The sequence below is a fragment of the Leifsonia sp. Soil_N53 genome, assembly GCF_057655165.1.
Genome location: NZ_JBDGMM010000054.1, coordinates 72,142 through 96,978, shown reverse-complemented (window position 1 = coordinate 96,978; position 24,837 = coordinate 72,142). Strand labels below are relative to the sequence as shown.

Sequence of the window (24,837 nt, the reverse complement as noted above, 5' to 3'; positions counted from 1 at the left end):
GTCGCGGCCCTCGCCGCCGGGCTCGACCCGGCGATCCCGGGCGGCACCGTCGATCGCCAGTGCGGCAGCGGGCTCGCCGCCATCCTGGATGCCGCCGCCGCGATCCGGGCTGGCGACCGGAGGCCGCGGCTCGCGGGCGGCGCGGAGAGCGCCTCGACCGCACCGGTCCGGTCGATCGACGGGGTCGCCTACGACCGGGCGCCGTTCGCGCCGGACGGCTTCCCCGACCCCGACATGGTGCGTGCCGCCGAGGACCTGGCCGCCCACGATGGCATCCCGCGCTCCCGGCTGGACGCGCACGCCGCCCGCAGCCACGCCAGGGCGCGTGCCGCATTGGCGGGCGGGCGGTTCGCGGACGAGCTGGTCCCGCTGGCGGGGCTCGACCACGACGACGCGATCGGCGGCGCGGAGCGCTTGCTTCCCCGTCTCCCCGCGCTCTTCCCCGGCGCAGCGCTGACGGCCGGGACCTCCACCCGGATCGGCGACGGTGCGGCGGCGGTCGTCGTCGCCCCGGCCGGCACGGCGCCCGGCCTCGCGGTGCGCGCCGCCGCGATCGTCGGATGCGACCCGGCCCTGCCCGGGATCGGGGCCGCGCCCGCGATCCTGACCGCACTGGCCCAGGCCGGCTTGACGCAGCGGGAGGTCGCCGCGTTCGAGCTCGTGGAGGCGTTCGCGTCGCAGAGCATCGCGGTGCTGGACCGCCTCGGCATCGCCGAGGACGACGGGCGTATGTGCGCCGACGGCGGGGCGCTCGCGCTCGGGCACCCGTGGGGTGCGAGCGGGGCGGTGGCCGTGGTGCGGCTGTTCAGCCGGCTCGTGCGCGGCGGAGCGCCCGCGGGGACGGTCGGGGTCGCCGCCGCCTCGGTCGGCGGCGGGCTGGGCGTGGCGGCGGTGCTGGAGGTCGTGCGATGACCGCCCTCCAGCTGAACCGCGTCGGCGTGCGCCTCGGCGACGCCGACGTCCTCCACGATGTGACGCTCGACCTCGACGCACGCACGATCGCCATCATCGGCGAGAACGGGTCGGGGAAGTCGACCTTCGCGCGCCTCCTCGGCGGGCTGGTCGCGGCCTCCACCGGCGAGCTGCGCATCCTCGGGCTCGACCCCGCGAGGCAGGCCGCCGAGCTGCGGCGGCGCATCGCCGTCGTGTTCAGCAATCCGGACGCGCAGATCATCATGCCGACCGTCGCGGAGGACGTGGCCTTCTCGCTGCGTGCCGACCGTCTGGGCCGCGAGGCGACGGCGGCACGGGTCGCGGAGGCTCTCGATCGCTTCGGGCTGACCGCGCTGGCCGACCGGCCCTCGCACGACCTCTCGGGCGGGCAGAAGCAGCTCCTCGCGCTGTGCGGGGCGTTCGTGCGCCGGCCGGAGCTCGTCATCGCGGACGAGCCGACCGCCTACCTCGACGCCAGGAACGCCCGGCGCGTGTCCGACCACCTGCTGGAGGACGCCGGGCACCGCCTGGTCCTGGTCACCCACGACCTCGAGCTGGCGGCCCGCTGCGACACTGCGGTGCTCTTCGCGGGCGGCACGGCGAGCACGGCCGGGGAGCCCGGCGCGGTGGTGTCGGCGTACCAGGAGCTGCTCGCCGAGGGGAGCCTCCCGTGCTGACGCTGTACCGGCCGGGCACGGGACCGCTGCACCGGATGCCGGCGGGACCCAAGCTGCTGCTCGTGATCGCCGCGGTGCTGGCCGTTTCGCTGCTGCCCTCCAGCTGGGCCGCGGCCGCCGTCGCCGCCGCCGTCCCGGTGGTCGCGTACGCGCTCGCGGGGCTCGGCGACGGGAGGCTCGGGATGCGCGAGCTCGCCCGTCAGGTGCTCGCCGTACGCTGGGTGATCGTGATCACCCTCGCCGGCCAGCTCCTGTTCCTCGGCCCGGAGCCCGCGGTCGCGAACACCGCGCGCGTGACCTCCGCCGTCGTGCTGGCCGCGCTGCTCGTCCTGACGACACGGGTCACCGACCTCCTGGACGCGGTGGAGCGCGGGCTGCGGCCGCTCGCCGCGCTGCGGGTCGACCCGGCGCGGGCGGCCCTGCTGCTGACCGTGACGCTCAGCACGGTGCCGGTGCTCGCCGGCCTGGCACGGGACGTCCGCGACGCACAGCGCGCCCGGGGCGCCCGGGCCGGCATCCGGGCGTTCGCGGTGCCGTTCCTGGTGGTGGCGTTCAAGCACGCCGACGAGCTGGGCGACGCCCTCACCGCGCGGGGCGTGCGGTGAGCGCCGGGATGAGCGGGGAGGCCGGGCGCCGCCCGCGCGTGCTCGGGCCGACCGTCGACGACCAGACGCGCTGCGTCCACTACCGCACCCCGCTCGACGTCATCGCCATCCGCTTCGCCTGCTGCGGCGAGTTCTACCCCTGCCACGCCTGCCATGCGGAGGCCGCGGACCATCCGGCCCGGCAGTGGCCGGTCGCCGAACGCGGCGAGCGCGCGGTGCTGTGCGGCGTGTGCGGCGGCACGCTGACCATCGCGGACTATCTGGAGGCCGACTCGTGCCCCGACTGCGGCGCCGCGTTCAACCCGGGCTGCAAGCTGCACACCGAGCTGTACTTCGAGGTCTGAACGTCACGCGCCGTCGCCGGCGGCCAGCGCGTACTCGGAGCCGGAACGGGTGCGCTCCAGGAGCCCGGCGTCCACCAGATAGCGCCGCAGCGCGGCCGGGTCGCGCGTGAAGCGGGCGAGCCGCTCCGTCACCTCGCGTTCGCCGACGACCTCCCCCGCGGCGAGCGTGCGCTCGGCGACCCAGCGCAGCAGCTCCTCGCGGTCGGCGCTGCCCGACGGGTACCGGTCGATCCTCCCCTCGGCGTCGAGGAACCGGGCCGGGCCGGTCGGGCGGCCGTGGGACGCCGTGGCCAACGCGGCGCGGATCGCGTCCTCGGAGACGGCGGGCACACCCTCCACCACCGCGACCAGCGCGGCCGCGGTCAGCGCGGCGAGCGCACGGGGATCGCGGGCGCCGTCCAGGGGCAGCCCGAGCGTCACGCGCGCGAACGCGGCGCGGGTCTCGGCGTTGGCGAGCGCGGCGAGCATGGGACGCCAGTCGGGGGCGGCGGGAACGCCGGGCGCATCGTCTGCTGGCATGACGTCACGGTAGCCGATCGCCGCGCGCGGAAGGAACCACGACGACCTTGCCGCGCGCCCGCCCCGCGCCGATGTGGTCGATCGCCTCGGCGGTCCGCTCCAGCGGGTAGACGGTGTCGATGACCGGGTGGAACGCGCCCTCCCGGTAGAGACGGGAGAGCTCGATCAGGTCCTCCTGGCGCTCCCGGGCCATCAGCCCGGTCAGGCGCTGGCGGGCTGTCAGGTTCCTCAGCCCCGCGGCAGCGACCCGCTCCATGCCGCCGAGGACGCCGCCTCCGGCCTCGCCGCCGACCAGCACCAGTGCGCCCTCCGTGGCGAGACTGCCGCGCAGCGCCCGGAGGGGACGGTTGCCCGCGGTGTCGATGATCGCATCCCAGATCCGGCCGAGGCCGAGGGCGTCGGTCGTCGTGTAGTCGATCGCATCCACCGCGCCCAGCTCGCGGACCAATGCGGTCTTGGGCCCGCTGCACACCCCCGTCACCTCGGCGCCGCGCGCAGCCGCGAGCTGCACGACGAAGTGCCCGACGCCGCCGGCCGCGCCCAGCACGAGCACCCGGTCGCCCGCCTCGACGTTCGCCGCCGCCACGGCCTGCACGGCCGTCACGGCCGAGATCGGCACCGCGGCCGCAGCCACGAAGTCCAGTCCATCCGGGATCGGCGCCACCGCTGCACGCGGAGCGCGGACCCACTCGGCGAGCGCTCCGGCGGCCGCTCCGAACACCGCGTCGCCGACCCGGAGGTCGGTGACCTCGGCGCCCACGGCCTCCACCACGCCGGCGAACGCCGCGCCGCGCACGCGCCCGGACGGGCCGCGTATCCCGAAGCCCATCAGCCGCATCATGTAAGGGCGCCCGGTGGTGAGGTGCCAGGTGCCGGCGTCGACGCCCGCGGCCTCCACCCGCACCAGCACGTCGTCCGGGCCGGGCTGTGGGATCGGGACCTCCTCCACCCTCAGGGTGGCGGTGCTCCCGTAGGCATCCTGAACGACCGCGCGCATCGTCGCACTCATGATCCGATCCTCACTCCACTGTTCTTGATTCTTCTGGGTACTGGAACACGTCGTCGAGCGGGACCCCGAACACCCGCGCGAGCTGGAAGGCCATCTCGAGCGACGGCGAATAGCGGCCCTGCTCGATGGCGATGATCGTCTGGCGGGTGACGCCGACCCGGTCCGCGAGCTCGGCCTGCGTCATCTCGCCCGCGCCGAAGCGGAGGGCGCGGATGCTGTTGGTCACGCGGGTGGGCTTCACCATGCCGGCAGCCCCTTGCGGTAGGCGACGAGCGCGGCGATCGAGCCGACGACGGCGGACAGGACGAAGGCCGCGTAGACCGCGTTGGCGATCCAGAACCACGGGGCCTGGAACAGCGCCAGCACGAGTGCGGCCACGGCGCCGATGATGACGAAGGCCTGGCCCACCCGCTCGCCGAACACCTTGATTTCGCGGTCGCGCTGGTCGCGCTTGTCGGCCTCCCGCGGATTGGAGACGGAGATCGCGATGTGCGCGACGATGTTGGCCACGATCGAGCCGACGACCGTCCAGATCAGCAGCGGCACATAGTCGCCGGGCCCGTTCACAACGAGCAGGATCAGGTAGACCGCGTAGCCCAGGACCGCGACGATCAGATAGGCCCAGGCGTTCTTCTCATCGAACGACACCTCGCACCTCCATGTCAAAGATTGTGTACATGGCGAGTGTAAAGCGACGTGGACACGATGTCGATGATTGTTTACATCGTTCGTCCGGAAGACCGGCGGCGGAAACGACGAACCGCCGGGCGCAGTACGCGCGCCCGGCGGTCGTCATTCAGGGTTTACTGCTGCTGCCAACCCCAGAGCCAGCCGGCGAGCCAGTTCCAGATGAGCGTCCACACCCAGTGGCCGGCCGCGTTGCCGTTGGAGACCTTGAGGTCGTCCCAGCCGATCACCGAGTTGGTGCTGTCCTGCACGGACAGCTTGTGGTCGCCCTTGGCCAGCGGCTTCGGGAGGGTGAGGTGCAGGATGCCGTCCGCAGGCACCTGGATCCAGCCGGCGCCCACGGCCACGGGCTGCGAGTACACCCACACCGAGACCCACTGGCCCGCGAGCGCCTTGCCGACCGTGATGTCGATCGGGTCGCCCGCGTGGTAGGCCTTGTCCTTGAACGAGATCTTCCCGTTCAGCGCCTTGGTGAGCTTCGCCTCGGCTGCGGCCTTCGGGTCGGTCGTGGGCTTGCCGTCGGTCGGAGCCGCCTCCACCGTGAGCGGGATGCGCACGGTGGTGCCGGACTCCTTGGCGGTGAGCACCAGGGTGCTCGCCCCCGCGGCGCTCGCCGGGACCGTGAAGGTCACGGTCGCGTTGCCCGTGGCGTCCACCGGCACGGTGCCGATGACGGCCGAGCCTCCCCAGCTCAGTTCGAGCGAGGTGTTCGCCGGGCTGCCCAGGCTGGTCAGGTTCAGCTTCTGCACTCCGAAGGTCACCTGCTGGCCGCGCGTCAGCGTCGCCGTCGGGACGTCCGTGACGGACACGCCGCGGCGGGCGAAGCTCGGCGACAGCGGGCTGTGCGCGGAGATGTAGCCGATCCAGGCGTCCCGGTCGATGAGGCCCGAGTCGCGGGTGTCGGTTCCGGCCGCGAACGCCCGGAAGTTGTCGCCACCCTGCGCGAGGAAGGAGAACGTGCCGATCCGGTACGACTTCGCCGGGTCGATGGGCGTGCCGTTCACGAGGATGCTCGTGATGCGGTCGCCCTCGGGCCGGGTGGCGTCATACGTGTACGACACATTCTTCGACAGTCCCAGGTTGAGGAACGGCCGGCTCGGCACCGTGCCGTCGGCGTTCCGCTGCCACTGCTGCTCGAGAGCCTGCTTGAACTGCGCCCCGGTGAGGGAGGTCGTCCACAGGTTGTTCACGAACGGCAGCACGGCGTTCGCCTGCGCGTAGCTGACCGATCCGTCCGTGCCGTAGAGCAGCTCGGCGCGGAGGCCGCCCGGGTTCACCACGCTGATCTCGGCGCCGCCCAGCTGGGCCGGCGACAGGGTCGACAGCAGCGAGTCCGCCACGAGGTTGCCCAGCGTGGACTCGCTCATCCGGTCGTCACGCGCGCCGCCCAGGTACGCGGTGGTGATGTCGGAGGTGACCGAGCCGACCTTCTGGTTGCCGATGACCGCCGCGTCGGCGAGCGCCTTGTCGACGATCGTCTTCACGGTCGCCACCCGCGGGTAGGCGGCGACCAGGCTGGCGTCGCTGTCCGTGGTGCGGGCCACGTTGCGGTCGGTGTGGCCGGTGACCTGCTTGGTGTCGCCGTCCACGGTGAGCGTGATCTGCCCGATGTTCTCGCCGTAGCTGCCGGTCTGGACGATCGGACGGGTCGCGCCTGCGACGCCGGGGACCGGGCCCTCCCACGCGTACTGCTTGTGGGTGTGGCCGGTGAAGATCGCGGAGACCTTCGCGCTGGTCTTGGTCACGATGTCGGCGAACGCTCCGCCGGCCGCGACCTCTTGGTCGAGGGTCGCACCGTCGGGCGTGCCGAAGCCGGCGCCCTCGTGGTACTCGGCCACGATGACGTCCGCTTCACCGTTGGCGGCGTCGCCGTCGGTGAGCTGACCCGCCACGCGGTTCACAGCCGCGACCGGGTCGCCGAAGTCGAGCGACGCGATGCCGCCCGGCGTGACCAGGGTCGGGGTCTCCTCGGTGACGGCGCCGATGACGCCGACCTTCAGGCCGTCCACCGTGAACAGCGCGTACTCCGGCAGCGCCGGCGTCGTGGTGCCCTTCTCGTAGACGTTCGCGCCCAGGTAGCTGAAGTCGGCCGCGTCCTTCACCCGGCCGGTCAGGTCGCTCAGGCCCTTGTCGAACTCGTGGTTGCCCACCGCGCTCGTCTTGAGGTCGAGCGCGTTCAGCACGTCGAGGGTCGGGATGTCGCCGGCCGAGGCCGAGGCGAACAGGGAGGCGCCGATGTTGTCGCCCGCGGAGAGGAAGAGGGTGTTGCCCTCGCCGCCCTCGGCGCGCAGCTTCTCGACGGTGCCCGCGAACTTCACGGTGTTGCTGTCGATCCGACCGTGGAAGTCGTTGATGTTCAGCAGGTTCAGCGTCACCGGCGCCGCCTTGAGGCCGAGCCCCACGACGATCGGGTCGTGGTCGCTGGAGCGGTACGGCCCCGCCTCGTAGAAGTTGGTGACGTTGTAGTTGTAGCGGCTGTACTCCAGGGCCACCGACTCCACGGAGTTGATGTTCCAGACGTCCGCACCGGTGATCGCCGCATTGGCGGCCGGCGACGCGAGCACGTGGTCGAGCGAGCCGACCGTGCCGCCGAAGGAGTAGGTCGCCTTCGTGGTGCGGGTGCTGACCTGGTCGATGTAGCCGGCGTCGGTGAGGACCTTGATCGGGTCCTCATTGAGGTAGGCGTTGAAGTCGCCGATCAGGAGCACCTTGTCGGAGCCCAGTGCGGCCTTGCGCTCGTTCGCGAACGCGACGAGGGCGTTGGCCTGGTTGACGCGCGAGGCGTTGGACGCGCCCTGTCCGTCGCCCTGGTCGGCGTCGGCGCCCGTTCCGGACCCCTTCGACTTGAAGTGGTTCACGATGGCGATGAACGCCGACGAGTCCGCCGAGCCGACCTTCTTGAAGGCCTGGGCGAGCGGCTGGCGGGCGTTGGCGAACGCGGCGTCGTCGAGGATCTTCGACGCGCCGACCGGGACCGCCGCCGCCTTCTTGTAGATGAACGCCGTGCGGATGACGTCCTCGGAGGCCGGGACCGTGGACGGCGAGGGCACGAACGCCCAGACGTCGCTGCCGGCCGCGGCGTTCAGCGCGGAGACCAGGGTCTTCAGCGCGTCGTCGCGGTCGAGGCCGAAGCGCTTCGAGTTCTCGATCTCCTCCAAGGAGACGACGTCGGCGGTGAGGGCGTTGATCGCGGCGACGATCTTGTCCTGCTGGCGCTTGAGGTTGGTCGCGTCGGCGGCGCCGCGGGCGTCGCAGCCGGAGTTGACCGTGATCTTGTTGCCGTCGCGGTCGGTGTAGAACGTGCAGCCGGCGAGCTGGTCGCCGGTGGTCGGGAAGTAGTTCAGCACGTTGAAGGTCGCGAGCCGGAGGTCGCCTCCCACGTTGGCCGGGGCCGCCGTGCGGGTGTTCCCGAAGGTGACGGGCTGGACGGTGGCCGCGTTCGCCGGCGTGAGCTCGGCGGTCGGCTGGAACTTCCAGGCGTCGTTGCGGTAGTCGAGGATGACCGGCGAGGTGAACGTGACCGGGGCGCCGACGCGGACCGGGCTGGTCAGCGACAGGTACGGCAGCGGCTTGGACTTGTTCGCCGAGCTGAGGAAGTTGGTCGAGGCTCCGTCGTCGAGGGTGACGGCGTGGGCCGCGTTGCCGGCGACGGCCGCCGTGTAGGCGGCGCTACCGGGACGGGCGGTCTCGGTCGGCTGCACGAGCGGCTTGTCGCCGGCCGCGAGGGCGATCTCGCCGTACTGGTTGGCGGAGTAGACGTCGGTGACGGTGAAGGCGCCCTGCGGGGCGATCAGCATCCCCTCGAGGCTCTCCCGCTGCGCGGCGGTCGCCGGCAGGCCGACGGTCGCCGGGGTCGGCGCCGTGACGGTGGTCTTGTCGAGCTTGTCGACCTTCGTCGCCGTGAGCTCGGTGAGGCCGTTGTACTCGCTGACCGCGCCGGTCACCTGCACGTAGTCGCCGACGGCGACGGCGGAGGCGGCGGAGGAGCCGAAGACGAAGAGCGCGTCGGAGGCGGTGTGGGTGGCGAGGTCGACCGCGCCGCCCGTTCCCGGGGTCTGCAGGTAGAAGCCGTTGAAGCCTCCGGTCGGGTAGGCCGCGGTGACGACGCCGACGGTGGCGACCGTCTGGCCGGCCTTGGGGCTGGTGTCGCCGGTGCCCTGGATGTCGGCGATGGCGACGGGCGGACCGGGGTCGGTCCCTGTGCCCGGATCGGTTCCGCCGTCGCCCGGGTCGCCCGGGTCGGTGGCCGATGCGGTGTTCTGCGGCGTGATCGTCGCGCTGAGCGAGAGGTCGGCTGCGTTGTCGTCGGTGTCCTTGAACGCCGTGCGGTCGAGCGACTTCACGTCGGTGTTGCCGCTCGGGGCGGCCGCCGCCTTGGAGCCCTCGAAGGTGTTCGAGGTGCCGTAGCCGACGAGGTCGGCGACGCTCGCGTTGCCCGTGACCGAGCCGGTCGGGAGGGTCAGCGCCGTGGCCGACTTGGCCAGCACGAGCGTGCCGGTGGTGCCGGACGGGTTGAGCCCGTTGCTGGCGGCGTCGGGGGCCGGCAGGGCGGCGCCGTTGGTGCCGTTGGAGGCGCCGGCCACCAGGTAATAGCCCTTGGCGGCGATGGAGCCGCTCAGCGGGACGACGCCGTTCGCCGCGCCGGTGCCGGTCGCGGAGCGGTACTGCACGCTCCAGCCGGTCAGCGCGACGGGCTGGTCGCCCGGGTTGTAGAGCTCGACGAACTTGTTCGAATAGGCGGCGCCGGCGCTGCCGCCGGACAGGTACGCCTCGTTGATGACGACACCGGTGCCGTCCGTGCTGGCGAAGGCCGGCGTCGCGGCGAGGGAGCCGGCGGCGAGGCCTGCTCCGACGGCCACGGCGGTGGCAGCGCGCCACAGACTGCGCAATCTGATTGACATTTCTCTCCTCGGTCGGAAGGGGAACTCGTACGAGTCCGCCGGTCACCCTAGGGACGGCGGAGAACCGCACACTGTCTCGTGTGTGAACGTACAGAAAACTCGAACGGGGGTAGACCGCTCATTTGAGCACGCGGCCCGTTCGCGCACTCCCGGGGTGGGCCATGATGGTGTGCATGCGGATCGACGAGATCGCCCACTTCCGGGCGCTGGCGGCGGAGGGCCATCTGGCGCTCGCCGCCGAGACGCTCGGCGTCTCGCAGTCGACGCTCTCGCGCTCACTCGCGCGGCTGGAGGCCGAGGCCGGCGTCGAGCTGTTCGACCGGCGCCGCGGCCACCTGGAGCTCAACCAGTACGGCGAGATCCTGCTGGCCCACGCGTCCCGGGCCGAGGCGGAGTTGGAGACGGCGCGCGCCCGCATCGACGCGCTTCGCGATCCGGCGGCGGGCATCGTATCGCTCGCGTACGTGTCGTCGTTCGGGAGCTGGCTGCTCCCCCGGGTCGTGAGCGAGTACCGCAGCCTGTTCCCCGACATCCGGTTCGCGTTGCGCGGCGGGACCGCTGACACCGTGCTCGACGCGCTGCGCGAAGGGTCGGCCGACCTGGCGTTCCTCAGCCCCGACCCGCGCGACCCGGACATCGAGTGGGTGCCGCTGACGGCCGAGCGGCTGGTGCTGGGCGTGCCGGAGGGCCATCCGCTCGCCACCCGCGCGGAGGCGTCGTTCGCCGACCTGACCGAGGCCGAGCTGGTCGCCCTGCGCCCCGGATCGGGGCTGCGGACGATCGCGGACGCCTACTTCGCCGCGCACGGGGAGGTGCTGTCGCCGGTGATCGAGGTGACCGAGCTGTCGACCCTGCGCGCGCTGGTGCGCGACGGCGTCGGCGTCGCGCTCATCCCGGACACGCCGGCCGAGCCCGGGATCGTCGCCGTGCCGCTGGCCGACGAGGCCCAGCGGGTGATCGGCCTCGCCCGCAACCGCACGCGCTCGCAGCCCGCGGCCGCCGAGCAGTTCGCGCGCTTCGTCCGCGAGGAGCTCACCGCGCTCTGACGTGCGCGGGACGGAGGTCGCCGCCGTCGCGCTGCCGGAGGGACCGCGCTCAGGCGGCGCGGGAGCCGAGCGCGCGCCAGAGGCGGTCGATGTCGGCGGGGAGCTGGTCGAGGTGGCCGCGTTCGGCGGCGATCATGTAGGCGCCGAAGAAGCCCTGGACGGCCACCCGGGCGACCTCGTGCGCAGAGAGCCCCTGCGGCAGCGCCTCCTCCTGCTCGAGGTAGCCCGCGACGATGGCCACCCAGCGCTCGTAGGGGTCCGCATCCGGTCCGGGCGGGAGGACGGTCTGGGAGAGCGCCATCGCCGCGCGCACCCGCACGTCCGCCGCGAACACCGCGCCGACCCTCCTGGTCAGTTCCGCCGCCGCCGCCAGCCCGCGCAGTCCGCTCGCGTCGATGTCGGCCACGATCGCCGGCCAGTTGCCGTACTTCTCTGCGACCAGAGCCTTCGCCAGGTCGAGCTTCGACCGGAAGTGGAAGTACACCGCGCCCTTGGTGAGACCGGTGCGTTCGACGATGCGCTCGAGCCGGGCGCCGGCATAGCCGTGCTGGTCGAACTCGTCCGCAGCGGCGTCGAGGATGCTGGCGCGGCTGCGCTGGGCGCGCTCCTGACGTGGCGGCATGGTGAGGGTCCTCGAATCCGTTGTGAGCGAGTCCCCCGCCGGCAACTCTAGCGGGGCCGGCCACGCGACGCCGCATCGACGCTCGGATGCGCAGCGAGTCGCGGCGCCGGACGGCGCCGGCCTCCCGGGTCATACCGGCCTCCCGGCTCAGCAGGAGTCCGCGAACAGCCGGCGCGGCCGCTCCGGGTCGGCGTCGTCGAACAGCACCGACGCGACCTCGCGCGGGGCGCCGAGCGGGTCCTTGCGGCCGGTGGAGACGAACGACCAGTCGGCGTCCCGCTCCGGATCGTGCTCGACCCAGACCGAGAAGTTCCAGAATCCGCGCAGGGTGTCGCCGAGGAGGCCGGGGCCGTCGACGACGAGGACGCCGTCGGGAGAGGCGGACCGGAACGGCGTCACCAGGTCGGCGCGGAGCCCGTCGGGGGTCGCGTGCGCGCTCGCGTGGGCACGCTCGACCTGCTGACCTGCCGTGCGCAGCGCAGCGGCGAGCGCGTCCGCCGCGGCCGGGAGGTCGGCGCCGGCGACACCGGTGACCGCGACGAAGCGCGGCCCGCGCCGATAGTGCTGGAGGAACTCCTCGGCGAGGCCGTCGAAGAAGGACGCGTGATCGGTGGTGGTGCTGCCCATGCGGCGAGTATCCCACCCGGGCGGCGACGCTGCCAGCGAACGGGCTTACCGTTCACGCAGGTGACCGGCCTACCCTGGGATGGTTGCGGTCCTGGTGGGAGGAGTGGCACATGGAAGCGGACCCCGGCGGCGACCTGCGGCCGCCCGAGGCGGTGCCGGAGCTTCCCGACGAGCGGGCGATGGGCATGATGAGCCTCTCGCCGCAGCGGGAGGCCGAGCTGGAGTCGCGGGCGCGCGAGTGGATCCGCGACCTGGCGGCGGCCGAGCCCGGCAGCGAGGCGTTCCGCCGGAAGATCACCGGGTTCTCCCGCCTCGGCGACAAGGAGATGCAGGAGTCGAGCGACGCCTCCCGGCAGCTGCTGAGCCGGCCGGCCACGGCGCTCGCGGCGGCCAAGGGCAAGGCGGTGCGGACGGACCCGCAGTACGGTGTCCTGCGCACGCTGCAGGCGCTGCGCGCGACGGTGAGCGACTTCGACCCGCAGCACACCAGCGGGCGGTACCGGATGCTCGCCCGGTTCCCCGGCGGGCGCCGGTTCCGCGCGTACGTCGAGCGGTTCGAGTCGGCGCAGAAGCAGCTCGACTCGATCGTGGTGTCGCTCGACCACGGCGAGGAGTGGCTGCGCCGCGACAACGTCGAGATCGAGAACGAGCGCGCGGCGCTCTGGCGGACCACCGAGCGGCTCAACGAGTACGTTACGCTCGCGGCCGCTCTCGACCGGGCGACCGTGGCGCGGGCCGACGAGCTGCGGCTCACCGACCCGGTGCGGGCCGCGACGCTGGAGAAGGAGGCCCTGTTCCCGATCCGGCAGCGCCGCCAGGACCTGACCACCCAGATCGCGGTGTCGGTGCAGGCCTACCTCGCCCTCGACGTCATCAAGAAGAACAACGTCGAGCTCATCAAGGGCGTCGAACGCGCGAAGACCACCACGGTCTCCGCGCTGCGCACCGCGGTCGTCGTTGCGCAGGCACTGGAGAACCAGCGCCTCGTCATCGACCAGCTCGGCGCCCTCCACCAGAGCACGAACGCCCTGATCGGCCGCACCGGCGAGGTGCTCCGCGACCAGACCGAGCAGATCCAGAAGGAGCAGATCACGAGCGCGGTGGACGCGCGGGTGCTGCAGCGCGCCTTCGACGACGTCTTCGCGACGATGGACGGCATCGACGTCTACCGCGGGCAGGCCATCAGCAGCATGTCCCAGACCGTCGACGCGCTGGAGCACCAGGTGGCGCGGTCGCGCAGCTACCTGAAGCGGGCGCGACCGGACCAGGGGCAGGGGCAGGGCTAGGCGAGCCGGGTCGCGACCCGTCCTGCGCAGTCAGCTGAAGATCGCCCACTCCGCCCGGTCGAGCCTGGTGTTCACTCCCTGGACCCGCAGATACCAGTAGCGCTCGTCGCGGTGCAGGTACTGGCCGAGGACCGTGATGTAGCGCCACTCGCCGGCGACCTGCGTCCAGCGGATCAGGGAGATGAACTGATCATGGCGCAGGTAGGGGACCGCCGCGAAGTCGTCGCGCGTGAAGGCGGACGACCGGTGCGCGTCCTCCGCGTTCGGTGAACTCATGCGGCAACGATGCCGTGCGGCCGGCGCCACCGACAGGGACCAAAGTCACGTGGACCTGAGCCAGGCGAACCCGTAGGGGGCGAGCGTGCGGCCGTCCCAGCCGTCGGCCAGGACGGCGGAGTGCCCGTCCTCCACCTCGATCGTCGCCTCCCGGTCGGACAGGTTGTGCAGGGTCAGGAGGCCGTCCCGGCGCAGGGCGAGCACGGCCGGATCGCCGACGTCCACGGTCGTCCAGCCCGCGGCGCCGGCGTGCGCCGCCCTGCGCACCCGGGCGAGCCCGCGGGCGAGCGTCAGCAGCGAACCGTCGTCGTCCTCCTGCGCCCGCGCGTTGACGACGCGGAACCCGAACGGGCCGTCCACCTGGGCGGCGAGCGTCAGCGGCGACTCGGCGGCGGTCGTGAAACCGCCCCAGTCGGAGTCGTCCCACTGCATCGTCGTGCGTGCCGCGCCGCGGCCCTCCACCGCGAGGTCGTCGCCGGTGCCCAGCTCCTGCCCGGCCTGCAGCAGCGGGACGCCGGGCAGCGCGTGCAGGAGGCTCAGCGTCATCCGCACCCGCTCGGCCGGCTGCAGCATCGGCGCCCACCCCCGGCGGATGCCGCGCCCGTAGATCAGGTCGTCGTCGTCCCGGGCGAACGCGGCGAACACCTCCTCCCGCTCGGCGTCGCTCAGCTGCGACAGGTCCAGTTCGTCGGCGTTGCGCACGAAGTTGAGCCGCGACTCGGCCGGGATGCTGCGGTCGAGCCGGTCGAGAGCGTCCACGATCGGCTGCGCCCGGCCGCGGGCCAGCGCGAGGAACGTGGCGTTGTTGAGGCTGAAGTCGATGACGGCGTCGAATCGGTCGTTCTCGATCAGCGCCGCCATCGCCTCCGGCGGCTCGTCGGCCTCCGCGATGAGCGCGACCTCGGGACGCAGCTGCCGCAGCCGTGCCCGCAGCCGGTCGAAGAACTCGTCGTCGTCGACGTCGGTGTCCGGCCTCCCTTTGCCCTGCACCAGGAGCAGGGCGGCATCGATCCGGAAGCCGTCGACCCCGACGCCGAGCCAGAAACTCAGCAGCTGGACGAGCTCTTCGAAGACGTCCGGATCGGTGGCGTTGATATCGGGCTGGAACGAGTAGAACTGGTGGTGGTAGTAACGCCCGGCCCGCTCGTCGAACGTCCAGACGCTCTCCTCCTCGCCCGGGAACATCGGATGGTCCCCCGGCTCGGTCGAGTCGTCGTCGCTCCAGACGAAGAACTTGCCCGCCCTCCCGTCGGTGTCCTCCCGCGCGGCGAGGAACCACGGATGCCGGTCCGAGGTGTGGTGCGGCACGGCGTCGACGAGCACGCGCATCCCGAGCTCGTGGGCGCGCGCCAGGAAGGCGCGGAGGCCGTCCAGGTCGCCGAAACGCGGATCCACGGCCAGGTGGTCGTCGACGTCGTAGCCGTTGTCCCGCCGCAGACTCGGGTAGAACGGCAGCAGCCAGATCCAGGTGACGCCGAGCTCCGCCACATGGTCGAGCCGGGCCAGCGCCCCCGCCAGATCGCCGAAGCCGTCGCCGTCGCTGTCGGCGAACCGGGACAGGTCGAGGCCGTAGACGAGCGCGCCGGGGTCGGTGGCCCAGCCCGCAGGGTTGTCGGGTGTGCGTTCTGGGGTGGAGGGCATCCTCCACTGATACGCCGGAAAGTGCGGATGGGCGATGGGGCTGGGACGCGGGTCGGGGATGGAGCGTTTCTGCTGCTTTGCGGCTTTACTGCATAGCAGTATTGCCGGCACACGGTAATGCTGCGAGAATGGTCTCCATGACTTACCACGGATATCTCGCCCTCCAGGGCCGGGGAGTGGTCACCCTCCCCGCTGAACTGCGACGACGTCTCGGGTTGGACGCCGAGGGCGCCCAGATGGAGGTCACCGAGCGCGAGGACGGCGTCATCGAGCTCCGGCCGACGCTGCCCGTCCCGGCCGAGCAGGCCTGGTTCTGGAGCGACCGCTGGCAACGCCGCGAACGCGAGGTCGACGCCTACGTCGCGTCGGGCGCCGTCGCCTCCTACGAATCGACTGACGACTTCCTGTCCGCTCTGGACTCCATCGCCGACGACCGCACCACCGATTCCGCAGCGTCGTGAGGTTTCAGACCACCCCTGCGTTCGACACCGACTTCAAACGACTCAAGCCCGAGCATCAACGCGCCTTCCGCGATGTCGTCCAGAACAGCTTCGCGCCCGCCTGCGACGCGTTCGCACTCGAGCCCACGCGCGCCTGGCCCGCGGCCCTGCGGGTCAAGTCGATGCGCGGAGCACCCGGGATCTACGAGATGACCTGGTCGTTCGCGTCACCCGATGGTCGCGCGACGTTCGAGTTCGTCACCGTGGCGGGGATCCTCTACTGCCGGTGGCGGCGCGTCGGCGACCACGGCGTCTACCGCCGCCCCTAGCCCACCGGCTCCAGCCGCACGATCACCGCTTTCGACACCGGCGTGTTGCTCCCCGTCGCCGCGCTCTGCGACGGCACGAGGACGTTCGCCTCCGGGTAGTAGGCCGCCGCGCACCCGCGCGCCGCCGGATAGGAGACCACCCGGTAGTTCGGGAGGACGCGGTCGGGCTCGCCCGGCCACTCGCTGTGGATGTCGACGCGCTGACCGTCCGTGATGCCGAGCTCGGCGAGGTCGTCGGGGTTGACGAAGACCACGTCGCGGCCGTTCTTGATGCCGCGGTAGCGGTCGTTCAGGCTGTAGATCGTCGTGTTGAACTGGTCGTGCGAGCGGAGCGTCTGGAGGATCAGCCGGCCTGCCGGGCGCTCCAGCGGCTCCAGTTCGTTGACTGTGATCATCGCCTTGCCGGCCGGAGTGTCGAACCTGCGCTCGTCGCGTGGGCCGTTCGGGAGGACGAAGCCGCCCTTGCGGCGCACGTCCTCGTTGAACGTCTCGAACCCGGGGACGACCCGGCTGATGTGGTCGCGGATGACGTCGTACTCGGCCTCGAACCCGGCCCAGTCGATCCCGTGCCTGTCGCCGAGCGTCGCCCGTGCGAGCCGGGAGACGATCGCCACCTCGGACAGCAGCCCCGGAGCGACCGGCGGGATCTTGCCGTGCGTCGCGTGCACGGCGCACACGCTGTCCTCCACCGAGAGGAACTGCGGGCCGCCGGCCTGGAGGTCCACCTCGGTGCGGCCGAGCGTCGGCAGGATCAGCGCCTCCTCGCCCGTGACGACGTGCGAGCGGTTCAGCTTGGTCGAGACCTGCACGGTCAGCCCGGCGCCGCGCATCGCCGCTTCGGCGGCCGCGGTGTCGGAGATCGCGGCGACGAAGTTGCCGCCCATCGCGAAGAACACCTCGATGTCGCCGCGCTGCAAGCCGGCGAGCGTCTGCAGCGCGTCGAACCCGTGGTCGCGCGGCGGGTCGAAGCCGAACTCCGCCTGGAGGGCGTCGAGGAAGCTCTTCGGCATCCGCTCCCAGATGCCCATGGTCCGGTCGCCCTGCACGTTGCTGTGACCGCGGATCGGCGAGGCGCCGGCGCCGGGCTTGCCGATGTTGCCGCGCAGGAGCAGCAGGGTGATGAGCTCCTTGAGGGTCGCGACCGCGTTCTTCTGCTGGGTCAGGCCCATCGCCCAGGTGATGATGACCCGGTCGGAGCGGATGTAGAGGTCGGCGAGGAGGTCGATCTCCTCCAGGGTCAGCCCGGTGGCCTCCAGCACGGTGAAGTCGTCGAGCTTCGCGATGTGCGCGCGGAACTCCTCCAGCCCGAGCGTGTGCCGGGACAGGAACTCGTGGTCGAGCACCGTGCCCGGCGCGGCGTCCTCGGCCTCCAGCACCCGCTGCGACACGGCTTGCAGGAGCGCCATGTCGCCGCCGGAGCGGATCTGCAGGAAGTGGTCGGCGATCTGCGTGCCCTTGCCGATGATGCCACGCGGCCGCTGCGGGTTCTTGTAGCGGATGAGCCCGGCCTCCGGCAGCGGGTTGACCGCGACGATGGTGGCGCCGTTGCGCTTGGCCTCCTCCAGCGCGGTCAGCATGCGCGGGTGGTTCGTGCCCGGGTTCTGGCCCATCACGACGATCAGGTCGGCTTTGCCGAAGTCGTCGTAGGCGATCGTCGACTTGCCGATGCCGATGGTCTCGCCGAGCGCGGTTCCGGTCGACTCGTGGCACATGTTCGAGCAGTCCGGGAGGTTGTTGGTGCCGAACGCGCGCGCGAAGAGCTGGTAGGCGAAGGCCGTCTCGTTGGCGGTGCGTCCGCTGGTGTAAAACGCGGCACGGTCGGGCGAGTCCAGACGGTTCAGACGGTCGGCGATCAGGGCGAAGGCCTCGTCCCAGCCGATCGGCTCGTAGTGGTCGGCGCCGGCCGGCTTGTGCACGGGCTCGACGAGGCGGCCCTGCATCCCGAGCCAGTACTCGGACTTGTCGAGCAGGCTGGTCAGCGAGTTCTCGGCCCAGAAGCTCGTCGGGACGGTCACCGGCGTGGCCTCCCACGTGACCGCCTTGGCGCCGTTCTCGCAGAACTCCAGGATGTTGCGGTCGCCCGGGTCGGGCCACGCGCAGCTCATGCAGTCGAAGCCGTTCTTCTGGTTGATCGCGGTCATCAGCTTCGCGGTGCGGGCGGGGCCCATCTCGCGGATGGCCGGCTCCATCGAGTGCAGGATGGCCGGCACCCCGACCGCCCAGGTCTTGTTGCGCCCGACCTCCAGGTCGGGGTACTCCTCGCCGGGGTTGACGTCCGTGTCGTGCATCAGGCCATCGCTTTCGGTCTCGTGTCGGCTGTCGGTATCTGGGCTGCCGTCGTGTCGGCGGCCTCCGTCACCAGGATCCGCTCGCCGCCCGAGTAGACCACCATCGACGAACCGCGCAGGAACCCGACCACCGTCAGGCCGAGCTCGCGGCCCAGGTCGACCGCGAGCGACGACGGCGCCGAGACCGCCGCCAGCACCGGGATGCCGGCCATCGACGCCTTCTGCACCAGCTCGAAGCTCGCCCGGCCGGACACCATCAGGACGGTGCCGCTCAGCGGGAGCCTGCCCTCCTTGAGGGCCCAGCCGACCACCTTGTCGACGGCGTTGTGCCGCCCGACGTCCTCGCGCAGCACCAGCAGCGCGCCCGTCGCGGCGTCGAACAGCGCGGCGGCGTGGAGGCCGCCGGTCTTCTCGAACATCGCCTGGCCCTCTCGCAGCCGGTCGGGCAGCGTCGTGAGCAGCTCGTCGGTGACCGTGACCGGGTCGGCGTCGACCGGGTAGGCGGAGCGGGTGCGCACGGCGTCGATGCTCGCCTTGCCGCAGAGGCCGCAGGAGCTCGTCATGTAGAAGTTGCGGTCGAGGCTCGCATCCGGCCGCGGGACCCCTGGCGCCAGCGTGACGTCGAGCACGTTGTAGGTGTTCTCGCCGTCCACCGCGCCGCCGGCGCAGTAGCGGATGGCGCTCAGCTGCTCGGCGTGATGGAGGACGCCCTCGGAGACGAGGAAGCCGGCGGCCAGGTCGAAGTCGCTGCCGGGCGTGCGCATCGTGATCGACAGCGGCGTCCCCGCCACCCGGATCTCGAGCGGCTCCTCGACGGCGAGCACGTCCTCCCGGCGACTGCGCGACTCCCCGACGACGATGCGCGTGATCTGCTTCCGCGAAGTCATGCGAGTCATGGTTCAGGCTTACCATGCGGCGGGGTGGCCCCATACTCGAATCTTGTGAGGAATGGGATCGGGAATGCGGACGGCGCGGTGCGGCCGTCCTGGCACGACGCGAGGGCGATCGCCGCGGCGGCGGGAGTGGCGCTGCCGCCGGAGCGGGTCGCGCTGCCCGACTCGGTCGGCCGCAGACTCGCCGCCGACCTCGAGACCCCGATCGACCTCCCGCACTTCGCGTCGGCGGCGATGGACGGCTGGCTCGTCGTCGGCGAGGGGCCCTGGACTCTGGTGGAGGCCGCCCCCGGCCGCGGCCAGGCGACGCCGATCGTCACCGGTGCGCTGGTGCCCGACGACGCGTTCGCCGTTCTCCGCAGCGAGAGCGGGGAGATCGACGCCGGGTTCGGGCGCCGTGTGCTGCGCTCGACGGTCACCGGCGAGCCGCGTCCCGGCCACCACATCCGTCGCCCCGGCACCGAGGCGGCGCGCGGGGAACGGCTGATCGCCGCGGGCGCCCTGCTCAACCCGGCGCACGTCGCGCTGGCCGCGGCGACCGGCGCCGACGACCTGCTCGTGACCGCCGACCCGCCGGTGGCGCTGGTGTTCACGGGCGACGAGGTCGTCACCTCCGGTGTGCCGGCGCCCGGCCGGGTGCGGGACAGCTTCGCGGTGCAGCTGCCCGCGCTGATCGGGATGCTCGGCGGCCGGGTGACCGGCGCGGCACGGGTGCCCGACCGGCTGGACGACACCGTGGCCGCGCTGCGGGACGCCGACGCGGCGCTGATCGTCACGACGGGAGGCACCGGCGAGTCGTCCGCTGACCACCTCCGCGACGCGCTGCGAGCGCTCGGCGCGCGCTTCCTGGTCGACGGCGTGGCGATGCGGCCGGGCGGTCCTACCCGCATCGCCCGGCTGCCGGACGGCCGGCTCGTCGCGGCGCTGCCCGGCAACCCGCTCGCGGCCATGCTGTCCGCGATCACGCTCGTCGAGCCGCTGCTCGCGGGGCTCGCGGGGCGGCCTCCCGTCCCGACCAGGACGGTGCGCGGCGCGGCGGTCCACGGACGGAAGGGATCGACGGTGCTGGTGCCGTATGCCGAGCTCGACGGGCGCGCGGTCGTGGCGGCGTGGCGGGGCGCGGCGATGCTGCGCGGTCTCGCGGGCGCGACCGGGATCCTGGTGGTGCCGCCGGAGGGCGTGGCGGACGGGGAGGGCGCGGAGAGCCTCCCGCTGCCGTGGGCCGCGACCGGCACGCCGAACGGTTGAGCCGGCAGGCAGTTCGCCCGAGCACGTCACCTGGTCACCAAGCTGGGATACCGTGGCAGAGGCCGGAAGGAGATCAGATGGACGAGCCGATCGGAACCGCCCGAACCGCGGACAGCACCGAGCCCGACACCGCCGAGCCCGAGACCACCGAACCCGAGTCGACCGAGATCACCTACGACGAACAGCTGTACCCGGCCCGGCCGCGCCGGCTGCGGCCGCGGGCGAACCTGCGCGGCGGAGCCATCCGCCGCACCGTCTCCGACCCGCGCGCCGCGAACGGGCTGAATCCCGCCTACGTCCAGTGGCTGGTCCGCCAGTCGATGCTGAAGGACGCCGACGTGCTCAGCCGGCAGCTGTCCGGCTCGCCGAGCATGTGGCGCAACCCGTACGCGCGCCCCGACGCCCGCCGCGCCGTGTCGACCTCCGACGTGTGGTTCACGGCGTACCCGATCTCGCTCATCACCCGCCCGGGCGAGTCGTTCCTCGCCGCGCTGGCCGACCCGGAGCTGTGGACCGCGTTCGAGCGGATCGGCATCAACGGCGTGCACACCGGTCCGGTGAAGCGCGCCGGCGGCCTCCGCGGCTGGCAGGAGACCCCGAGCGTCGACGGCCACTTCGACCGAATCGGGACGCAGATCGACCCGATCTTCGGGGACGAGCAGACCTTCCAGCGGATGACCGACGTCGCGGAGGAGCACGGCGGCGTCGTCATCGACGACATCGTGCCGGGCCACACCGGCAAGGGCGCCGACTTCCGGCTCGCCGAGATGGCGTACAAGGACTACCCGGGCATCTACCACATGGTGGAGATCCCGCCGGAGGAGTGGCACCTGCTGCCGGAGGTCCCCGAGCACCGCGACTCGGTGAACCTGGACGCAGAGACGGAGGCCGGCCTGGCCGAACGCGGCTACATCATCGGCGAGCTGCAGCGCGTCATCTTCTACGCGCCCGGCGTCAAGGAGACCAACTGGAGCGCCACCGCGCCGGTGGTCGGCGTCGACGGAGTGACCCGGCGCTGGGTGTACCTGCACTACTTCAAGGAGGGCCAGCCGTCGGTGAACTGGCTGGACCCGACGTTCTCGGGGATGCGGCTGGTCATCGGCGACGCGCTCCACTCGCTCGGCGACCTCGGCACGAGCGCGCTGCGACTGGACGCGAACGGCTTCCTGGGCGTCGAGAAGAGCGCGGAGGGGCTGCCCGCCTGGTCGGAGGGCCACCCGCTCTCGCACGCGGCCAACCACGTGATCGCCGGCATGGTGCGCAAGGTCGGCGGCTTCACGTTCCAGGAGCTCAACCTGACCGTGGAGGACATCCGCGACACCGGCGCCGTCGGCGCCGACCTGTCCTACGACTTCATCAACCGGCCCGCCTACCACCACGCGCTCGCGACCGGCGACACCGAGTTCCTGCGGCTGACGCTGCGCACGTCGCTGGAGCTCGGGGTGGAGCCGGCGAGCCTGGTGCACGGCCTCCAGAACCACGACGAGCTGACCTACGAGCTGGTGCACTGGGCGACGCTGCACAAGAACGACCTGTACCCGTTCCGCTACGAGGAGCTGCCCGGCGGCGAGCTGGCCGAGCTGATCCGCTCGGAGCTGGTGGAGAAGCTGACGGCGCCGGCCGGCTTCAACCTGGTCTTCACGACGAACGGGATCGCCTGCACCACGGCCTCCCTCATCGCCGCGGCGCAGGGGCACACCACGCTGGACTCGATCACGGAGGCCGACGTCCCGGCGATCCGGGACGCGCACCTGCTGCTCGCCGCGTTCAACGCGTGGCAGCCCGGTGTGTTCGCGCTGTCGGGCTGGGACCTGCTGGGCTCGCTCACCCTCCCCCGCGAGCAGGTCGCCGACCTGATCGCCGAGGGCGACACGCGCTGGATCGAGCGCGGCGCCCACGACCTGCTCGGGGTGGCGCCCGACGAGGAGCGCTCGGCGTCCGGGATGCCGCGGGCGCGCTCCTTGTACGGCACGCTCCCCGACCAGCTCGGCCGGCCCGACTCGTTCGCCAGCGGGCTGAGCGAGCTGCTGCGCATCCGCTCCCGCTACGGGATCGCGACCGCGCATCAGGTGGACGTCCCGGACGTCGCACACCCGGGGATGCTGGTGCTCGTGCACGAGCTGGAGACGCTGGACGACCAGGGCCTCCCGACGGTGCAACTCACGGTGCTGAACATGAGCCGGGATGCCGTGGACGGCACGGTGCGCTCCGACGCGCTGCCGCTCGGCGCGACGGTCGTGGACGCGGCGGACGACAGCGAGGTCACGACCGTCGACAACCTCAGCAGCTTCCCCCTCAGCATCGGCCCCTACGGCGCGCGCTTCCTCGTCCTGCGCCGCCCGGAGGCCTGACCATCTCGATGAGTTAGTATCTGCGTATGGATGCAGATAAGCCGATATGCGGACGTTTGCCGGACAGCCAGTTCGTCGAGCTGGCGGTGGAGGTGTTCGGGATGCTCGCGGACGCCACGCGCGTGCGCATCATCCTCGCCCTCCGCGACGCCGGCGAGCTGTCGGTGAACCACCTCGCGGACATCCTCGACAAGCAGCCGGCCGCGGTCTCCCAGCACCTGGCGAAGCTGCGCCTCGCACGGATCGTGGCGACGCGGCAGGACGGCCAGCGGGTCTTCTACCGGCTGGAGAACGAGCACGCGAGCCGGCTCGTCACCGACGCGATCCTCCAGGCGGAGCACTCGCTCGGCGGGACGCCGCGGCACCACCACGGGGAGGCGTCGGCGTGAGCAGCGGGACGCATACCCACCACGGGCACGACCACGAGCACGAGCACGAGCACGACCACGACCACGACCACGACCACGACCACCCCCACCCCGCCGGGTTCAAGGGTTTCCTCTACGGCCTCTTCGTGCCGCACTCGCACGACGCCGCCGACTCCATCGACGACGCGCTGGAGGCCAGCGCCCAGGGCGTCCGCGCTCTCAAGATCAGCCTGTTCGTGCTGCTCGGCACCACGCTGCTGCAGGCCGTCGTCGTCGCGTTCAGCGGGTCCGTCGCGCTGCTCGCCGACACGGTGCACAACTTCTCCGACGCGCTGACCGCCGTGCCGCTGTGGGTGGCGTTCGTCCTCGGCCGCCGGGTCGCCTCCCGGCGCTACACCTACGGCTACGGCCGCGCGGAGGATCTCGCCGGCCTGTTCATCATCGCGGTGGTCGCGCTGTCCGCGGTCGTCGCCGCCTGGCAGTCGATCGACCGCTTCTTCCACCCGCACCCGCTGGAGAACCTGGGCTGGGTGGTCGTCGCCGGCCTGATCGGGTTCGCCGGCAACGAGGCGGTCGCGATCTACCGCATCCGCGTCGGCCGGCGGATCGGCTCCGCCGCCCTCGTCGCCGACGGCGTCCACGCCCGGATCGACGGCTTCACCTCGCTCGCCGTCGTGGTGGGCGCGATCGGCGTCCTCCTCGGCTTCCCGCTCGCCGACCCGATCGTCGGCCTCCTCATCTCCGCCGCGATCATCGTGCTGCTGTGGGGCACGGTCCGCAGCATCGGCCGCCGCCTTCTCGACGGCATCGAGCCCGAGCTGGTCGGGCGGCTGGAGCACGCGCTCGAGGACACCCCCGGCGTGACCGCGGTGCCGCGCGTGCAGCTCCGCTGGGTCGGCCACCGGCTGCACGGCAGCGCCCGGCTGGAGGTCGACGCGTCGAGCCTGTCCGACGCCCATCGCATCCTGGACTCCGCCCGCACGCACGCGAACTCCCACCTCCGCAACCTGGACGAACTGAGCCTCGAGCTCGTGCCCGCGGGTCAGGCTCGATGACGGACGCCGGGCTGGACACCGCCTCGCGGCGCCGCCTGACCCGCTTCGGCATCGGGCTGGAGGCCGTCACGCTCGGCTGGAACGTCGTCGGCGTGGTCGTCCTCGCCGTGCTCGCGTTCACGAGCGCATCGGTCGCGCTGCTCGGCTTCGGCCTGGACAGCCTGATCGAGATCTTCGCCAGCGTGGTCGTGATCTGGGAACTGACCGGGAGCGGCGAGCGCCGGCAGCGGCTGGCGCTCCGGCTGATCGGCGTCGCGTTCGTCCTGCTGGCCGCATACCTCCTCGTCCTGGCTGTGATCGCGCTGGCGTCCGGCCACCGCGCGACGCCGAGCCCCGGCGGCGCGGGCTGGACGGCCGTGACCGCCCTCGTGATGTTCGCCCTCGCCTTCGGCAAGGCCCGCACGGGCCGGCGCCTCGGGAACCCCGTGCTGATCGCCGAGGGCCGCGTGACACTGGTGGACGGCATCCTCGCCACCGCCGTCCTGCTCGGGCTGGCAGTCGACGGGCTCTTCGGCTGGTGGTGGGCGGACCCGGTCGCGGGGCTGGTCATCGTGGCGTACGCGGTGCGGGAGGCGGTGGCGATCTTCCGGGACGGGCACGACTGACCCGGCGCCGGACGCGGCACAGGCCTTTCGGCCCTGCACCGGCGACCTCCGCCGGCGGGACACTCGGCTCGACCGCCAGGAGGGGCC

Annotated in this window: 24 protein-coding genes; 13 read left to right on the top strand and 11 right to left on the bottom strand. The window is 72.2% G+C overall.

Annotated elements, in window-relative coordinates; genetic code table 11:
- From AC3A3H_RS07960 to AC3A3H_RS07945, 4 genes are all read left to right on the top strand, one after another.
- On the top strand, nucleotides 1-912 hold a 912-nt coding region (locus tag AC3A3H_RS07960; RefSeq protein ID WP_487614020.1), incomplete at its 5' end, for a thiolase family protein.
- Entirely contained in the window at nucleotides 909-1,610 is a 702-nt protein-coding gene (locus AC3A3H_RS07955; RefSeq protein ID WP_487614019.1) for an energy-coupling factor ABC transporter ATP-binding protein, read from the top strand. The genes AC3A3H_RS07960 and AC3A3H_RS07955, both read left to right, overlap by 4 nt.
- Nucleotides 1,604-2,215: an energy-coupling factor transporter transmembrane component T family protein gene (locus tag AC3A3H_RS07950; RefSeq protein ID WP_487614018.1), complete on the top strand. Its 612-nt coding sequence runs from the start codon at nucleotides 1,604-1,606 to the stop codon at nucleotides 2,213-2,215. Before AC3A3H_RS07955 ends, AC3A3H_RS07950 begins: the two co-directional genes overlap by 7 nt.
- A gap of 8 nt (nucleotides 2,216-2,223) precedes the next feature.
- Complete coding sequence (locus AC3A3H_RS07945; protein ID WP_487614017.1) at nucleotides 2,224-2,559, top strand: CHY zinc finger protein; 336 nt, start codon at nucleotides 2,224-2,226, stop codon at nucleotides 2,557-2,559.
- A 3-nt stretch (nucleotides 2,560-2,562) separates the two neighbouring features.
- On the opposite strand, the gene AC3A3H_RS07940 is transcribed toward AC3A3H_RS07945, so the two are convergent.
- The 5 genes from AC3A3H_RS07940 to AC3A3H_RS07920 all read right to left on the bottom strand — a co-directional run bounded on the left by AC3A3H_RS07940 (nucleotide 2,563) and on the right by AC3A3H_RS07920 (nucleotide 9,675).
- Nucleotides 2,563-3,078: a DUF2087 domain-containing protein gene (locus tag AC3A3H_RS07940; RefSeq protein ID WP_487614016.1), complete on the bottom strand. Its 516-nt coding sequence runs from the start codon at nucleotides 3,076-3,078 to the stop codon at nucleotides 2,563-2,565.
- Nucleotides 3,079-3,082: 4 nt separating this feature from the next.
- Nucleotides 3,083-4,087 carry an NAD(P)-dependent alcohol dehydrogenase gene (locus AC3A3H_RS07935; protein ID WP_487614015.1) on the bottom strand — a complete coding sequence of 335 codons (1,005 nt, stop codon included), beginning with the start codon at nucleotides 4,085-4,087 and terminating at the stop codon, nucleotides 3,083-3,085.
- A gap of 10 nt (nucleotides 4,088-4,097) precedes the next feature.
- Nucleotides 4,098-4,331: a helix-turn-helix transcriptional regulator gene (locus tag AC3A3H_RS07930; protein WP_487614014.1), complete on the bottom strand. Its 234-nt coding sequence runs from the start codon at nucleotides 4,329-4,331 to the stop codon at nucleotides 4,098-4,100.
- Nucleotides 4,325-4,735, bottom strand: a complete 411-nt coding sequence (locus AC3A3H_RS07925; RefSeq protein WP_487614013.1) for a hypothetical protein — start codon at nucleotides 4,733-4,735, stop codon at nucleotides 4,325-4,327. The genes AC3A3H_RS07930 and AC3A3H_RS07925 overlap by 7 nt, the downstream gene beginning before the upstream one ends.
- Nucleotides 4,736-4,890: 155 nt before the next feature.
- The gene (locus AC3A3H_RS07920) at nucleotides 4,891-9,675 is read right to left on the bottom strand and encodes an ExeM/NucH family extracellular endonuclease (protein ID WP_487614012.1); all 4,785 of its coding nucleotides are present in this window, start codon (nucleotides 9,673-9,675) and stop codon (nucleotides 4,891-4,893) included.
- Between the two features lie 173 nt (nucleotides 9,676-9,848).
- Between AC3A3H_RS07920 and AC3A3H_RS07915 the strand changes: the two genes are divergently transcribed.
- Entirely contained in the window at nucleotides 9,849-10,721 is an 873-nt protein-coding gene (locus AC3A3H_RS07915; protein ID WP_487614011.1) for a LysR substrate-binding domain-containing protein, read from the top strand.
- A 49-nt stretch (nucleotides 10,722-10,770) separates the two neighbouring features.
- Here the strand turns inward: AC3A3H_RS07915 and AC3A3H_RS07910 are convergent, their stop codons facing one another.
- Nucleotides 10,771-11,343, bottom strand: coding sequence for a TetR family transcriptional regulator (locus tag AC3A3H_RS07910; RefSeq protein ID WP_487614010.1), 573 nt, complete (start codon nucleotides 11,341-11,343; stop codon nucleotides 10,771-10,773).
- Nucleotides 11,344-11,490: 147 nt separating this feature from the next.
- Nucleotides 11,491-11,970, bottom strand: coding sequence for a nucleoside/nucleotide kinase family protein (locus tag AC3A3H_RS07905; protein WP_487614009.1), 480 nt, complete (start codon nucleotides 11,968-11,970; stop codon nucleotides 11,491-11,493).
- Between the two features lie 110 nt (nucleotides 11,971-12,080).
- Between AC3A3H_RS07905 and AC3A3H_RS07900 the strand changes: the two genes are divergently transcribed.
- Nucleotides 12,081-13,256 carry a toxic anion resistance protein gene (locus AC3A3H_RS07900; protein WP_487614008.1) on the top strand — a complete coding sequence of 392 codons (1,176 nt, stop codon included), beginning with the start codon at nucleotides 12,081-12,083 and terminating at the stop codon, nucleotides 13,254-13,256.
- Between the two features lie 30 nt (nucleotides 13,257-13,286).
- On the opposite strand, the gene AC3A3H_RS07895 is transcribed toward AC3A3H_RS07900, so the two are convergent.
- Together AC3A3H_RS07895 and AC3A3H_RS07890 are read right to left on the bottom strand one after the other, a co-directional pair.
- A complete protein-coding gene (locus AC3A3H_RS07895; protein WP_487614007.1) occupies nucleotides 13,287-13,532 on the bottom strand; it encodes a hypothetical protein in 246 nt (81 codons plus the stop codon).
- A gap of 45 nt (nucleotides 13,533-13,577) precedes the next feature.
- A complete protein-coding gene (locus AC3A3H_RS07890; RefSeq protein WP_487614006.1) occupies nucleotides 13,578-15,173 on the bottom strand; it encodes an alpha-amylase family glycosyl hydrolase in 1,596 nt (531 codons plus the stop codon).
- Nucleotides 15,174-15,310: 137 nt separating this feature from the next.
- Here AC3A3H_RS07890 and AC3A3H_RS07885 point away from each other — a divergent pair, with 137 nt between their 5' ends.
- Both AC3A3H_RS07885 and AC3A3H_RS07880 read left to right on the top strand, forming a co-directional pair.
- Nucleotides 15,311-15,634, top strand: coding sequence for an AbrB/MazE/SpoVT family DNA-binding domain-containing protein (locus AC3A3H_RS07885; protein WP_487614005.1), 324 nt, complete (start codon nucleotides 15,311-15,313; stop codon nucleotides 15,632-15,634).
- A complete protein-coding gene (locus AC3A3H_RS07880) occupies nucleotides 15,631-15,942 on the top strand; it encodes a hypothetical protein (protein ID WP_487614004.1) in 312 nt (103 codons plus the stop codon). Before AC3A3H_RS07885 ends, AC3A3H_RS07880 begins: the two co-directional genes overlap by 4 nt.
- Here the strand turns inward: AC3A3H_RS07880 and AC3A3H_RS07875 are convergent.
- The gene (locus AC3A3H_RS07875) at nucleotides 15,939-18,230 is read right to left on the bottom strand and encodes an FdhF/YdeP family oxidoreductase (RefSeq protein ID WP_487614003.1); all 2,292 of its coding nucleotides are present in this window, start codon (nucleotides 18,228-18,230) and stop codon (nucleotides 15,939-15,941) included. The two genes, AC3A3H_RS07880 and AC3A3H_RS07875, sit on opposite strands and share 4 nt — an antisense overlap.
- Nucleotides 18,230-19,126: a formate dehydrogenase accessory sulfurtransferase FdhD gene (fdhD, locus tag AC3A3H_RS07870; RefSeq protein ID WP_487614002.1), complete on the bottom strand. Its 897-nt coding sequence runs from the start codon at nucleotides 19,124-19,126 to the stop codon at nucleotides 18,230-18,232. Before fdhD ends, AC3A3H_RS07875 begins: the two co-directional genes overlap by 1 nt.
- Before the next feature lie 45 nt (nucleotides 19,127-19,171).
- Here fdhD and AC3A3H_RS07865 point away from each other — a divergent pair, with 45 nt between their 5' ends.
- From AC3A3H_RS07865 to AC3A3H_RS07845, 5 genes are all read left to right on the top strand, one after another.
- Nucleotides 19,172-20,371, top strand: coding sequence for a molybdopterin molybdotransferase MoeA (locus tag AC3A3H_RS07865; protein WP_487614001.1), 1,200 nt, complete (start codon nucleotides 19,172-19,174; stop codon nucleotides 20,369-20,371).
- A 77-nt stretch (nucleotides 20,372-20,448) separates the two neighbouring features.
- Entirely contained in the window at nucleotides 20,449-22,722 is a 2,274-nt protein-coding gene (treS, locus tag AC3A3H_RS07860; protein WP_487614000.1) for a maltose alpha-D-glucosyltransferase, read from the top strand.
- 26 nt (nucleotides 22,723-22,748) lie between these two features.
- Nucleotides 22,749-23,111, top strand: a complete 363-nt coding sequence (locus AC3A3H_RS07855) for an ArsR/SmtB family transcription factor (protein WP_487613999.1) — start codon at nucleotides 22,749-22,751, stop codon at nucleotides 23,109-23,111.
- Nucleotides 23,108-24,145, top strand: a complete 1,038-nt coding sequence (locus AC3A3H_RS07850; protein ID WP_487613998.1) for a cation diffusion facilitator family transporter — start codon at nucleotides 23,108-23,110, stop codon at nucleotides 24,143-24,145. The genes AC3A3H_RS07855 and AC3A3H_RS07850 overlap by 4 nt, the downstream gene beginning before the upstream one ends.
- Nucleotides 24,142-24,750 (top strand): cation efflux transmembrane domain-containing protein, encoded by a 609-nt coding sequence (locus tag AC3A3H_RS07845; RefSeq protein ID WP_487613997.1) that lies wholly within the window; start codon nucleotides 24,142-24,144, stop codon nucleotides 24,748-24,750. The genes AC3A3H_RS07850 and AC3A3H_RS07845 overlap by 4 nt, the downstream gene beginning before the upstream one ends.
- The last annotated feature ends 87 nt before the right edge of the window (nucleotides 24,751-24,837 follow it).